At 43.9% G+C, this 12,388-nt stretch carries 11 protein-coding genes and 9 tRNA genes; 10 read left to right on the top strand and 10 right to left on the bottom strand.

Annotated elements, in window-relative coordinates:
* Positions 1-3: 3 nt before the first annotated feature.
* Positions 4-1,068, bottom strand: a complete 1,065-nt coding sequence (gene dinB / locus DFP75_RS15450; RefSeq protein WP_110576950.1) for a DNA polymerase IV — start codon at positions 1,066-1,068, stop codon at positions 4-6.
* 384 nt (positions 1,069-1,452) lie between these two features.
* Between dinB and DFP75_RS15445 the strand changes: the two genes are divergently transcribed.
* The 6 genes from DFP75_RS15445 (at position 1,453) to DFP75_RS15420 (ending at position 5,310) form a co-directional block, all read left to right on the top strand.
* Complete coding sequence (locus DFP75_RS15445; protein ID WP_110576949.1) at positions 1,453-2,082, top strand: LPP20 family lipoprotein; 630 nt, start codon at positions 1,453-1,455, stop codon at positions 2,080-2,082.
* 3 nt (positions 2,083-2,085) lie between these two features.
* Entirely contained in the window at positions 2,086-3,279 is a 1,194-nt protein-coding gene (locus DFP75_RS15440; protein ID WP_110576948.1) for a flagellar assembly protein FlgT, read from the top strand.
* A 55-nt stretch (positions 3,280-3,334) separates the two neighbouring features.
* Entirely contained in the window at positions 3,335-3,565 is a 231-nt protein-coding gene (locus DFP75_RS15435; RefSeq protein ID WP_110576947.1) for a cell division protein ZapB, read from the top strand.
* Positions 3,562-4,035 (top strand): hypothetical protein, encoded by a 474-nt coding sequence (locus DFP75_RS15430; RefSeq protein ID WP_110576946.1) that lies wholly within the window; start codon positions 3,562-3,564, stop codon positions 4,033-4,035. The genes DFP75_RS15435 and DFP75_RS15430 overlap by 4 nt, the downstream gene beginning before the upstream one ends.
* A 186-nt stretch (positions 4,036-4,221) precedes the next feature.
* On the top strand, positions 4,222-5,175 hold the full coding sequence (locus tag DFP75_RS15425; protein ID WP_110576945.1) for a ProQ/FINO family protein: 954 nt from the start codon (positions 4,222-4,224) through the stop codon (positions 5,173-5,175).
* Between the two features lie 51 nt (positions 5,176-5,226).
* Positions 5,227-5,310: transfer RNA gene (locus DFP75_RS15420), tRNA-Tyr, on the top strand.
* A gap of 659 nt (positions 5,311-5,969) precedes the next feature.
* Here the strand turns inward: DFP75_RS15420 and DFP75_RS15415 are convergent.
* The 9 genes from DFP75_RS15415 to DFP75_RS15375 all read right to left on the bottom strand — a co-directional run bounded on the left by DFP75_RS15415 (position 5,970) and on the right by DFP75_RS15375 (position 7,867).
* Positions 5,970-6,045 (bottom strand) — tRNA-Lys (locus DFP75_RS15415).
* A 28-nt stretch (positions 6,046-6,073) separates the two neighbouring features.
* A tRNA-Pro gene (locus DFP75_RS15410) sits at positions 6,074-6,150 on the bottom strand.
* A 2-nt stretch (positions 6,151-6,152) separates the two neighbouring features.
* Positions 6,153-6,228 (bottom strand) — tRNA-Asn (locus DFP75_RS15405).
* Positions 6,229-6,261: 33 nt separating this feature from the next.
* Positions 6,262-6,337 (bottom strand) — tRNA-Lys (locus DFP75_RS15400).
* Between the two features lie 13 nt (positions 6,338-6,350).
* Positions 6,351-6,426, bottom strand: a tRNA-His gene (locus DFP75_RS15395).
* Between the two features lie 27 nt (positions 6,427-6,453).
* Positions 6,454-6,530: transfer RNA gene (locus DFP75_RS15390), tRNA-Pro, on the bottom strand.
* A gap of 2 nt (positions 6,531-6,532) precedes the next feature.
* Positions 6,533-6,608: transfer RNA gene (locus DFP75_RS15385), tRNA-Asn, on the bottom strand.
* Positions 6,609-6,649: 41 nt separating this feature from the next.
* A tRNA-Ser gene (locus tag DFP75_RS15380) sits at positions 6,650-6,740 on the bottom strand.
* A 62-nt stretch (positions 6,741-6,802) separates the two neighbouring features.
* Positions 6,803-7,867 (bottom strand): polysaccharide deacetylase family protein, encoded by a 1,065-nt coding sequence (locus DFP75_RS15375; protein ID WP_110576944.1) that lies wholly within the window; start codon positions 7,865-7,867, stop codon positions 6,803-6,805.
* A gap of 198 nt (positions 7,868-8,065) precedes the next feature.
* On the opposite strand from DFP75_RS15375, the gene DFP75_RS15370 reads away from it, so the two are divergent.
* The 4 genes from DFP75_RS15370 to glsB all read left to right on the top strand — a co-directional run bounded on the left by DFP75_RS15370 (position 8,066) and on the right by glsB (position 12,256).
* Positions 8,066-9,274, top strand: coding sequence for a glycine C-acetyltransferase (locus DFP75_RS15370; protein WP_110576943.1), 1,209 nt, complete (start codon positions 8,066-8,068; stop codon positions 9,272-9,274).
* Positions 9,274-10,299, top strand: a complete 1,026-nt coding sequence (tdh, locus tag DFP75_RS15365; RefSeq protein ID WP_110576942.1) for an L-threonine 3-dehydrogenase — start codon at positions 9,274-9,276, stop codon at positions 10,297-10,299. The genes DFP75_RS15370 and tdh overlap by 1 nt, the downstream gene beginning before the upstream one ends.
* Before the next feature lie 73 nt (positions 10,300-10,372).
* Positions 10,373-11,182 (top strand): NAD(+) diphosphatase, encoded by an 810-nt coding sequence (gene nudC, locus DFP75_RS15360; RefSeq protein ID WP_110576941.1) that lies wholly within the window; start codon positions 10,373-10,375, stop codon positions 11,180-11,182.
* A gap of 162 nt (positions 11,183-11,344) precedes the next feature.
* Positions 11,345-12,256 (top strand): glutaminase B, encoded by a 912-nt coding sequence (gene glsB / locus DFP75_RS15355; protein ID WP_110576940.1) that lies wholly within the window; start codon positions 11,345-11,347, stop codon positions 12,254-12,256.
* Positions 12,257-12,388: the final 132 nt, after the last annotated feature.

The raw sequence follows: 12,388 nt of genomic DNA, 5'->3' as shown, positions 1-12,388 counted from the left end.
ACATTAGGAAGTAAAAGGTAAATTCAATTGGTACGGCTGCGGGGGCGTCAAACGATAACCCACACCAATTAGGCGCACTGAACGTGGCGATCTAGAAAAGGCCAGTTGTAACAATTCAGAAAAAGCGTCTTCTGATAATTTCCCCTTGATTGGGCGCTCAATCGTTGTTTGCTTAAAATCATCGAACTTAATTTTTAGGTAATATTTACTCAGCTGAGATTCATAGTCTCGACCTTTCATGCGTTTTTTCAAATCAGCCAACAGCATAGGCAAAACCGCACGACACTCCTTGAGGTCCAACAAATCTTTCGCAAATGTATGCTCTACAGAGACACTTTTTCTTTCTCTAGAAATCACCACAGGGCGATCATCGATCCCCAAAGCAAGTTGAGACAAACGATAAGCCATACTACCAAAGCTCTTCTGCAACAAAGCAAAATCCAACTTCTGTAAATCTGCGCACTTAAACACACCCAAAGCCGCTAATCGTTCTTGCGCAACTCGACCAATCCCCGAAATGGCTTTCACGGGTATATCAGAAACAAATTCAAGTTGCGTCTCTGGCGTCACGACGGTCAGCCCATCAGGCTTATTCCAATCGCTCGCTACCTTAGCAATAAACTTATTGGTCGCAACACCAGCAGAAACGGTAATTCCTACCTCACGGAAAATTCGAACCTTTATTTCATGAGCAATTCGCGTTGCACTGCCTTGGAAGTCAACCGAATTAGTCACATCAAGATAGGCTTCATCTAACGACAGTGGCTCAATAATATCGGTAAATTCTCGAAAAATAGCGTGCATCTGCTCAGAAGCCGTTCGGTATTTCTTCATATCACCAGGCAAAACAAGTAAGGCAGGACAAAGACGCTTCGCGACCGAAGTCGGCATAGCCGAACGCACCCCATAAACGCGAGCCGCATAATTTGCAGTAGCAAGTACACTACGACTATTTTCAGGCCCACCAATAGCAATAGGCTTATCGCGCAAACTAGGATCATCTCGCATCTCAACGGCCGCATAAAAACAATCAGCGTCAATGTGTATAATTTTTCTATTTAGCGACATAATTAAAGCACTGTATAAAAAAACAGTATACTACTAAGCAACCTCTACTTTCATCAAGCACAAAAGAGAAAATGAACAATGCGAAAAACGACCCTCGACACAAAACTCGCCTGAAAACGTTATAAAATTAACGATATGAGGATATTTACTATCAAAAACAAAGAAAAAGTGCTTTTTTAAGCGCTCAAACATGGACGCTAGAGCGTAAAATGGTTTACATTTTGTGCATTAGATTTGCCATATTGAAAACAAAAAGTATTTTCAATACACAGTAAATCCTTAAGACCTGCAACAAATGACCGATTAGGTAAAGTAACGGTACAACAAGTACTACTTTAAAACGCAGAATATTGAGAAAAAGACTTCCATACAAAGGGCACCACCATGACAGTATCACTTCGTATTTTCTTTATAGCCATAGGTGCACTCATGCTTGCAGGGTGTCAAAACCTTTATCAGCAAGACCCCAATGGAACGCCATGTACCACGGTTGCTCCTTGTAACGGAAACAATTTTAATACCGGACCTAGCACTGGCTACACACAAAACAGGGCTGTTAACACAAACAACTCTGTTTCTGTCATTAAAAAAGAACCCATCATAGTAACGGCTACAGGCTATGCTGCCATGATGACCAATAAACGCCTCACTAAATCCCAAGCTCGCATCATGTCACTACGCAGCTCCATGCTAGATGCTTATCGAAACCTTTCTGAACGTGTTTACGGCTTAAAAATTGATGGTTCAAGCTCCCTCAGCAACATGGTAATGCAAAACGATGAGCTTAGAACTTACGTGGATGCTTACTTAGTAGGCGCAAAGGTAATTTCTCAGCGAGAGCATGAAGACGGCACTTTCGAAACCATAGTGGAAATGGCATTGCAGGAAAACTTCCGTGAATGTGTTAACTCTGGAAACATCCAAGCAAATCCAAATTGCAGGGTTCAGCCTGGATATCGTTCTGTCGACGTGCAAAACTCGGCACCTACTGCAAATTTTTATAGCATTGAATAACTAATGTTGATTTTAAAACGCATAATATTCGTCGCTTTGGCATTTTTATTGCCAAACATAACCCTCGCCAAAAGCGTAGACGCGGTTGGCGAAGCCGTTATATACAACAACGATATTGCTGACGCCCGTTACAGAGCAACCCAACAAGCCATTAAGCAAGCAGTTTTAGAGTCTGGATCTAGAGTCAATATCAAAGATGCGTTAAACAATGGAGAACTTGAGTCCAACTTAGAAATTCGCAGTTCTGGCTATGTTCAAAAAGCGAGAATTTTATCTGAAGAACAAAATGGTGACTTCCTTCGCATTATTGCTCGTGTCGACGTTACCCCAGACTCTCAATGCAGCACTGGCCCTACTAGTTATTATAAAAAAACCGTTGGCATAACCGGATTTGAGCTGCAAGACCCACTACAAGCAAGATTGGGCGGGCTAAGCAATATATCCAGAGAACTCCCTAAAGACCTCGCCGATGAAATAAATAAACAAGGCTACTTAAGGGCGTTAACCGCCACCAACATTGCCATCTACCCAGATTTAATCAATGCTCCCTCTTCCACTAACTATGACGGCTCTCTGACTAACGTGACAAGAATTAGCGAGCAGTTAGGAGTTCAGTACATTGTCAGCGGTGTCATTAGAGACATTGGAGAGGTTTATCTAAGATTTCCAGACGACAAAAATTCAAAAGACCTTCTTGATGAAGAAATTGATAAAGAAAGAAACTTTGTGGTCGATATCTATATCTATGACGGATTCAGCGGTGCCCTACTATTTGAGCAACGTTATGACGAAATAGGTAACTGGGACATTTCTGACCATGCTAAAGTAGGCTTTGGCAGCGCCAAGTTTTGGTCTATTCATTACGGAAAAGTGGTACAACAAGCCTTAAAAGAAAGTGCATTAGACACAAGCAACCAGTTACGTTGCCAACCTTTTATTGCTAATATTTTCCGAACTGAGGGCAACAGGATCCATATATCAGCAGGATCTTTGTCAGGAATCAAACAAGGTGATAAATTCAATGTGTATCGCCGTTATGAAGTGTTCAATCAGCTGCAGTCATCTCAAACTCAGCTGAATAATGCTAATATCAGTGTTACAATTAAACAGGTCCAACCTAACTTTTCGGTTGGAGAACTGGTTGTTGACTCTCACATTTTGAACGTGCAACAACAAGATGTCGTGATTGCTTGGTAACTTTACAAAACAATGCCTATACACGAAGGCCGCTTTATTTTTTTAGGACAGTACAATGAATAACGAATTACTACACCACCTAGAGCAACGCATCAACGAAGCTGTAGAAGAAATTGGCTCACTACGTAAACGCATATCAGAATTAGAGATGCAAAACTACGAACTGAGTGAAGAAAAAAGCGAAATCCAAAGCACTCTAAATCAAACAAAAGAACAACAATCTAACTGGGAATCGTCTCTTTCTCAGATGTTGAACCGCTTAAATCAGATGGATGAAAAACAATGAAATCACTTTTACTTGCAACTTTAGTTTTAGTTAGTGCACACGCATCCGCTGAAGGTCAAATTGCGAGTTTAGTAAATTTCTCATCGACAGCTGCGCGACCGACAACGGATGAAGGTGAAACAAATGTCACCTCCATTCTAAGTGCATCAATGGAGTACACCCTGCCAGAAAACGTGTCTTTTTATGGTGGGTTATCCTTTGTTATCGGAGAAACATTCGAGAACTCTGTCTCTTTAGGCGCGCGCTATTATAGCTCAACACCTGCATTGCAAATCTTACCAGGGATCCCTATGTGGTCATTCATCGGTGGAGGCGTCTCATTCTTCGATGAGACCGTTTACTACCCAGAAGCAGGCTTTCGCATAGGGATTTCCGATGTATCTCGTTTAGATATTTTTGTGAAAATACTAAACAGCAGCAGTGACACCTATGACAAGCATGTCATGGTTGGTGCAGGACTCACTTTCTAAGCAAGATGAAACTATTACCTTTTTTCATCACTAGCGCTTTAATCACAACGACTTACGCTTGGTGGCAAAGTGGAAAGAATATCCCCATTACACTACCAAATGAGGATCAGCGAAAAGAAATGCTTGGCATAAGTAATGCACCACAAATTCCGCTGACCCCAATAAAAAATTGAGCCTTGTGTTTCTATGGAACAACTTATTGCAAAACTCGAAGCTAAAATCAACTGGCTAACAGAGCAGCTAAAATCAGCGAACGAGGAAATACAAAAACTACAAGAAAAAACATCCACCTCCATTGAATACAGTGCCTCAATGGATTTGCTACAACACATGGCCGACCGCTCAACAGAAGATCAACTGCAGCTTTATATTGAAGACTCTCTCGACCTTTTAAGTACAGCGCCAGCCCCCGAGCAAGTAAAAGAGCAAGATAGAGTAGAATACCAACTCGATTTTGACTTAATGCACGAGCATGCTGATAACAGCACCACAACCACGACAACAGAACAGATTGATTACATGACCACACAACAAACAGAGCTTAACGGCTTGCAAGAAGACGACAAACTAGTCGATAACGACACTAGCGTACAAGAAGCAAGTGACAGCACGACAGAAGCAGCGACATTGACGCCAGAACAAAAAAAGCGTCAAAAAAACCAGAAAAACAATCGCCGCCTAATCAAAATGCTCGAAGACCGTTATCCGAAAGCGTTTGACTGGAATCAACCTAAGCCCCTGAAAGTCGGCATAGACAAAGACATGGTTCTGGACGATGACTTCAACGCTAGCAAGCAAAAACGCGCCCTAGCCGCTTATACGCGCTCAGACAGATACAAAAAATGCTTACTGTCAGGCCAACCACGGATAGACCTAGAAGGTGTTGCTGTAAACAACGAGCCAGCCCTTCCTGAGTCCATGATTCCAGCAAAAGCTAAAACGGCGACAACGAGCCGACCAGCCAGAGAGAAAACCTCTCAACCAGCTCGTAGCAGCAAACCAAAGACACAAGCTAAAAACAAAGCAAATTCAAAACCTAAGCCCGCTAAAAGCGCCCCTAAACAGGAAGACATTTACGATAACCTGTCTCCTGAAGAGCGCATGAAAGCAAAATTAGAGAAATTGCTAAATAAATCTTAAAAAACTGTTTACATAGTAAAGCGCGATGTATATTATACGTCGCGCTGCTGTGGAGGGGTTCCCGAGTGGCCAAAGGGAGCAGATTGTAAATCTGCCACGAAAGTTTCGGTGGTTCGAATCCACCTCCCTCCACCATTAGCAGTATCTTCTTAAGATTCAACATCTCATCCTCTGCAATACAAAATCAAATTCCCAAATCTCACTCACAACAACAAACGTTCACAGCCAAAATACACCCATCTAGAAAACAACCCTTACTCATCACAACCAAAAAAAACCTCTTATTTAACCAACACAAAAAACCATCAATCCAACCTACTTTATTGCACCACAATAACGCCATCTACATCACACACAACCCTAAACAACACCAACCTCTTCCTGACATCACCCAAAAACGACATTACATGCAATCATCGCAGCCACACATAAGAGTCCATTCGAGTTAACCACACCCCTCACAAAACAATCAGTATTATATAGCTAAGAAACCAGTAAGCACGCTTTGCATCCTGCAGACCTAAGAAGCCCGAAAAGATCACCCAACCCCCAACAACCACCTTACCACAGCGATCACAAGCACCTACGATAGATAGACGATAGACGATAGACGATAGACGATAGACGATAGACGATAGACGATAGACGATAGACGATAGACGATAGACGATAGACGATAGACGATAGACGATAGACGATAGACGATAGACGATAGACGATTTTGAAGCTTTCTATGAAGAAAACAATACGTAGATGAGGATTTTAGGACATAGAAGAGATAATTATGAGAAGAATGGTGGGTCGTACTGGATTCGAACCAGTGACCAATTGATTAAAAGTCAACTGCTCTACCAACTGAGCTAACGACCCGCTCATAATTTTTATGCTGATTTATTAATGGTCGGAGTAGAGAGATTCGAACTCCCGACATCCTGCTCCCAAAGCAGGCGCGCTACCAGACTGCGCTATACTCCGATTGGCTCCTCGAACTGGACTCGAACCAGTGACCCAATGATTAACAGTCATTTGCTCTACCAACTGAGCTATCGAGGAATTAATCAGACTAGAATTCTGTATAGAGATAGTTGGTGGGTCGTACTGGATTCGAACCAGTGACCAATTGATTAAAAGTCAACTGCTCTACCAACTGAGCTAACGACCCAACTATCTAGTAATGGGGTGGACGATGGGGCTTGAACCCACGACCGCCGGAATCACAATCCGGAGCTCTACCAACTGAGCTACGCCCACCATTACTAATGATGATGATAAAATAAATGGTCGGAGTAGAGGGATTCGAACCCCCGACATCCTGCTCCCAAAGCAGGCGCGCTACCAGACTGCGCTATACTCCGAATGGCTCCTCGAACTGGACTCGAACCAGTGACCCAATGATTAACAGTCATTTGCTCTACCAACTGAGCTATCGAGGAACTAATATTTTATCTTGCTTACAACTACCATCTTTAGAAGATGGCGGAGGAGGAGAGATTCGAACTCTCGGTAGGCTATTAACCTACGCCAGTTTTCAAGACTGGTGCATTAAACCGCTCTGCCACCCCTCCGTTGCGAGCGAGGTGTATAATACTGATTTGAAATTTCAGTGCAACCTCTTTTTTAAAAAAGTTTAACTTTTTTCACTCACATAGCCCTGATCAGCAGAAGAACGGATCCATACATTGGAATACCAGTAATAATGCTTGCCCGAATTATCAGGCATAGTGCAGTTAATACGGCCACGGCCTACGCCAAAAGGCTTGCTAGCAGTTGCCTTCACTTCTCTTTCAGAAACCCACTCAAGAGTCGCCTTTCCTTGACCGGACACATAGCACGCCAAGTCTTTTAAACGATACTTGCCCTCTTTAAAAGTCAGGTTAATCGAAACAGGCTCTTCACCAGCGTAATCGCCACCCGCATTTTCAGATAAAAGAGGCATAGGTTTCGCGTTCAGCTTTGTTTTTAATGTTGATAGCTTGGCATAAGCACCTGAGGCTGGAAAACGCGGCAGGTTTTCAAAGTCCGAATCGGCACTTACCACACCAGACTGCTGACCGAATGCCATAATGCCCTTTTCTGCCATCATGCTTCGAATCCTTCCATTTGATTCGCCATATGGGTAAGCCAACATCTTCGGTGAGCTTCCAAGATGCTTCACAAGCAAACTTTCTACCGTATCCACTTCCTTTTCCATGCGTGACATCCAGGCCTCATCCGTTTCGCCTTTCTCTTTGCGCAACATATAAGGATGGCTAATCGTATGGTTGGCGAACACACCGCCAAACTGCTCCATCTCTTTCATCTGCTCCCATGTTAAAAAGCTACGGCTCTTACGCTCTACTGGTTCTGAGTTGATAAACACAGTAAAAGGAAAATTCCTTTCCTTTAAGATTGGGAAGCCAGCTTGGTAAATATTGCGATAAGCGTCATCAAACGAAATAGCGACGGATTTCTCGGGCAATGGCTTATTGGCTTTTAAATCGTCTAACGCAGAACGTAGATCGACTACTTGAAAGCCTGCATTTTTTAGGTAATCCATATGTTCAGTAAATTGTTCTGGTGTAACAGAAGTCGATTTAGGTGAACTGGCACTTACATGATGATATTGCAGAACCGGTAAATAATCCTGAGCTTGAGCGGCCATGCTTGCGCTCAACGCACCAAGTAAGATGCTGTAATGAACCTTTGACAACATGTGGTTTCCTCTTTGCTTAATATTTGCCCACATTCTACGGACGAACGGCAAACATGACCAGCCATTCAAAAACCGAAACTGTTATGCCTGCTTTATGATGTCACTGCATCTACTCATATTGAAGGCACCCTCCTACACTCAATAGACATAAAGGATCCATCACAAAAGGGAATGCTAATCTCCACAAGAGGAAAGAACATGAGCAAATCCACTTTTTACAAAAATCTGGAAAACCAACTTCAAACACTTAAGCAAGAAGGCCTTTATAAAATAGAGCGTCCGCTTATCACGCCACAAGCCAGCCAAATTACTACCGCCGATAAAACGCCTCTAATCAATCTTTGCGCGAACAATTACCTTGGCTTGGCAAACGATAAGCATGTCACTCAAGCCGCCCATCAAGCACTGGATGAATACGGGTACGGCATGGCTTCTGTTCGCTTTATTTGCGGTACACAAAACATACACACCCAATTAGAAAAAAGCCTAAGCGACTTTTTGCAAATGGAAGACACCATTTTGTATTCCTCTTGCTTTGACGCAAACGGCGGCTTATTTGAAACATTGCTGAATGAAGAAGATGCCGTCATCAGTGATGCGCTCAATCACGCCAGCATTATTGATGGCATTCGTTTATGTAAAGCAAAACGCTATCGCTACGCCAATAACGACATGAAAGAACTGGAAGCGAAACTTCAACAAGCGGATATAGATGGTGCTAAAACCAAATTAATTGTCACGGATGGCGTGTTTTCTATGGACGGTATCATTGCCGACCTTAAATCTATCTGCGACCTTGCAGACCAGTACGATGCATTAGTTATGGTTGACGACTCCCATGCGGTAGGCTTTTTGGGCGAAAATGGTCGTGGTAGCCATGAGTATTGCGATGTACTAGGTCGTGTCGACATTATCACTGGCACATTAGGTAAAGCCCTAGGTGGCGCTTCTGGTGGCTACACCAGCGCTTCTAAAAACATTGTCGACTGGTTACGCCAACGCTCTCGCCCTTATTTGTTTTCGAACTCACTGGCGCCTGTGATTACCGCCACCAGCTTAAACATTATCGAATCCCTCAAGCAAGGAGATTCTGCTCGCAAGCAATTAAAAGCCAATAGCCAACACTTCCGCACCCAAATGAGCGCTTTAGGCTTTAACCTAGTCCCTGGCGATCATCCAATCATTCCTGTTATTTTAGGCGATGCGAAACTCGCACAAGAGATGGCAAATGCGCTATATAGAGAAGGAATATTTGTGACAGGATTTGCTTATCCCGTCGTACCTATGGGCAAAGCCAGAATTCGCACACAAATGTCAGCATCACTCACAACGGAACAACTTGATCGCGCCATAGCCGCCTTTGCTAAGGTCGGGCGCGAGATGGGCATTATTAAAGGAAGTAAATAATGAAAACGCTTGCGAAACTTCACGCAGAAAAAGGCATTTGGATGACAGACGTACCGCGTCCCGAATGCGGACATAACGATGTCGTGATCAAAATAAGCAAAACGGCAATCTGTGGAACAGACATGCACATCTATCAATGGGACGATTGGGCACAGAACACCATTCCAGTACCCATGACAGTTGGTCATGAGTTTGTTGGTGTGATCACCGAAATAGGGCCAGAAGTGTCTGGATTCAAGATCGGTGACCGCGTTTCTGGAGAAGGCCATATTACATGTGGACATTGCCGCAACTGTCGTGCAGGTCGTCGCCATCTATGCCGAAGAACCCTTGGCGTTGGCGTCAATCGCACTGGCGCTTTTGCCGAATACTTGGTCATTCCAGCCAGTAACGCATTCAAAATTCCAGATAACATCAGCGATGACATGGCAGCGATATTCGACCCGTTTGGCAACGCCACTCATACTGCCCTGTCTTTCGACCTAATCGGTGAAGACGTTTTAATCACAGGCGCTGGCCCCATTGGCGCCATGGCCGCGGCTATTGCTAAGCACGTCGGTGCGCGCAATGTGGTGATTACCGATGTGAACGACTTCCGTCTGGATCTGGCGAAAAAAATGGGGGCGACTCGTACCGTTAACGCCAGTCGTGAATCATTAAAAGACGTCATGAGTGAAATAGACATGCACGAAGGCTTCGATGTGGGCTTAGAAATGTCTGGCAATGACACGGCGTTTCGCTCCATGCTGGAATGCATGAACCATGGCGGAAAAATTGCCATGTTAGGCATTCCAGGAAAAGACACTTTAATCGACTGGAATCAGGTCATTTTTAAAGGTCTTATCATCAAAGGCATTTATGGACGAGAAATGTATGAGACTTGGTACAAGATGGTTGCCATGCTTCAATCTGGCTTAGACATCAGCCCAATTATCACCCATCGCTTTGATATTGATGACTTTCAGCAAGGCTTCGGAACCATGGAGTCTGGCAAATCAGGAAAAGTGATTCTCGACTGGAATTAAATCTACCTAGGTTATTGCGTCTAGAAGATGATCGCGTTAGCGTAATTCTTTTAGACGCAAACCGAGCAATCACATGTTAGAAATAGGTACTCAAACACACCCTCTTCCCCATCAAGATGCGCTCTATATTTTGCTACATCGCAACCAAGTATTAGTAGAGTCAGAAAATCAATTTCTTACGCCTTTTACACACTTCCAACCTAACTCAAAAATGAGCGCCATCTACTGTGGCAAATGGCATGGTCAGGATATCTTCGTGTGTCGCTTTGAATCTATCCCCAAAGGCTTCTCTGAAATGGGTCTAAGAGAGCTGCTCTTCTTACAAGACCAACACCATTACATTTTATTAAGCCGCGCACACCAGCTATCAACATGGGATCGTGATCATCAGTTTTGTGGTCGATGTGGCTCGCCAATGAAAGAAAGACACCCAGCTGAGCACACAAAAATATGCCAGACGTGCAACCTACGTCATTATCCTCGCATTTCCCCTTGCGTCATTATATCGATCCGCAAAGGCGATCAAATTCTACTTGCTCGTGGCCCACAAGCACCGAAAGACAGATTCAGTAATATTGCGGGGTTTGTCGAAGCAGGGGAAACCTTAGAACAAGCTGTGGCAAGAGAAATTAGAGAAGAAGTCGGTTTAGAAGTCACCAACATTCGCTATGTAAGCAGCCAGCCTTGGTCTTTCCCACATCAGTTAATGGCCGGTTTTTTTGCGGATTATGAAAGTGGTGACATCACCCCTGCGCCAGGTGAAATAGAAGAAGCCAACTGGTACTCAATTGATGACTTACCAAATATTCCCAACAGCGCGACGATTTCAGGGCAGTTAATTAATCTACATGTAGAACATATACAAAAAACGAAAAGCAACTAAAGACCTTCTACTTTCAGACACACCAGATTCATAAACGGTGTGTCTGAAAGTATCGACAAAAGCACCAAATTTGCTAGAAATCTTCCAGTAAATACCTATACTAGCCACCCAGCTAAGTACCGACTCATTCACTTGCCATAAAAGAATAACACTGAGAACCTCGTGGAAGATCTACTAAATTCAATAGAACAAAAAGTAAAACCATTAATCGGTTTAGGCAAAGTCGCAGATTACATTCCCGCGCTGGCGAATGTCGATCCCAACCAATTTGGTATTGCCATCTACAGTAACGATGGTCAGCTCTATCACGCAGGCCAAGCCTATACAGACTTTTCTATTCAAAGTATCTCTAAAGTCTTTAGCTTGACCCTTGCCATCAAACACTATGGCGAAGACATGTGGAAGCGAGTTGGACGTGAACCTTCTGGAAACCCGTTTAATTCACTTGTGCAGCTCGAATACGAGTCAGGTGTACCTAGAAACCCCTTTATCAATGCTGGCGCATTAGTCATCAGTGATATGAATCAGTCTCGCTTTGCTTCTCCGCACTACGCCATGCGTGAATTCATTCGACGCTTAGCGGATAACTCCCACCTAAGCTCAGACAAAGTGGTTGCCGATTCAGAATACGAATTCCGTGCACGCAATGCGTCCATGGCGTATTTAATGAAAGCCTTTGGTAACTTTGAAAACGACGTAGAAAGCGTTTTACACAGCTACTTTGATAACTGCGCCATGCGCATGAATTGTGTGGATCTTGCCAAAGCCTTTAGTTTCCTTGCCAACAAAGGCTACTCACAGCTCAGTGGTGAGCAAGTGCTAAGCGCACGAGAGACAACCCAAGTTAATGGATTGCTCGCCACCAGCGGCTTATACGACGAAGCTGGCAACTTTGCTTACCGCGTTGGGCTGCCAGGCAAAAGTGGTGTTGGTGGTGGCATTATCGCCATTGTGCCAAATCGCTTTTCTGTCTGTGTTTGGTCACCCGAACTCAATAAGTCAGGCAACTCACTCGCTGGCATGGCGGCACTGGAAGCGCTCTCCGAAAGCATCGGCTGGTCAGTATTTGGCTAGGCTCTTCTTAAACCCGAAGCAAATAGACAACAACCAAAAACAGAAAAGGGCTTCACGAGAAGCCCTTTTTTAGTATCACTGTATTAACAAAGAATTGGCGAGCGCAGTCACCACCTGCTAGGGATGGCGTCA

This window comes from Marinomonas alcarazii (assembly GCF_003208215.1).
Classification (GTDB): Bacteria; Pseudomonadota; Gammaproteobacteria; order Pseudomonadales; family Marinomonadaceae; genus Marinomonas; species Marinomonas alcarazii.
Note: the sequence above shows the minus strand (reverse complement) of the source record. Positions and strands in the feature narration are given on the sequence as shown.

Bases quoted from the DNA above. Each gene is read 5' to 3' on its own strand.
- DFP75_RS15370 (WP_110576943.1), top strand. From the start codon at position 8,066: ATGAGCAAATCCACTTTTTACAAAAATCTGGAAAACCAACTTCAAACA.
- DFP75_RS15425 (WP_110576945.1), top strand. From the start codon at position 4,222: ATGGAACAACTTATTGCAAAACTCGAAGCTAAAATCAACTGGCTAACA.
- nudC (WP_110576941.1), top strand. From the start codon at position 10,373: ATGTTAGAAATAGGTACTCAAACACACCCTCTTCCCCATCAAGATGCG.
- DFP75_RS15445 (WP_110576949.1), top strand. From the start codon at position 1,453: ATGACAGTATCACTTCGTATTTTCTTTATAGCCATAGGTGCACTCATG.
- dinB (WP_110576950.1), bottom strand. From the start codon at position 1,068: ATGTCGCTAAATAGAAAAATTATACACATTGACGCTGATTGTTTTTAT.
- DFP75_RS15375 (WP_110576944.1), bottom strand. From the start codon at position 7,867: ATGTTGTCAAAGGTTCATTACAGCATCTTACTTGGTGCGTTGAGCGCA.
- tdh (WP_110576942.1), top strand. From the start codon at position 9,274: ATGAAAACGCTTGCGAAACTTCACGCAGAAAAAGGCATTTGGATGACA.
- DFP75_RS15435 (WP_110576947.1), top strand. From the start codon at position 3,335: ATGAATAACGAATTACTACACCACCTAGAGCAACGCATCAACGAAGCT.
- DFP75_RS15430 (WP_110576946.1), top strand. From the start codon at position 3,562: ATGAAATCACTTTTACTTGCAACTTTAGTTTTAGTTAGTGCACACGCA.
- DFP75_RS15440 (WP_110576948.1), top strand. From the start codon at position 2,086: ATGTTGATTTTAAAACGCATAATATTCGTCGCTTTGGCATTTTTATTG.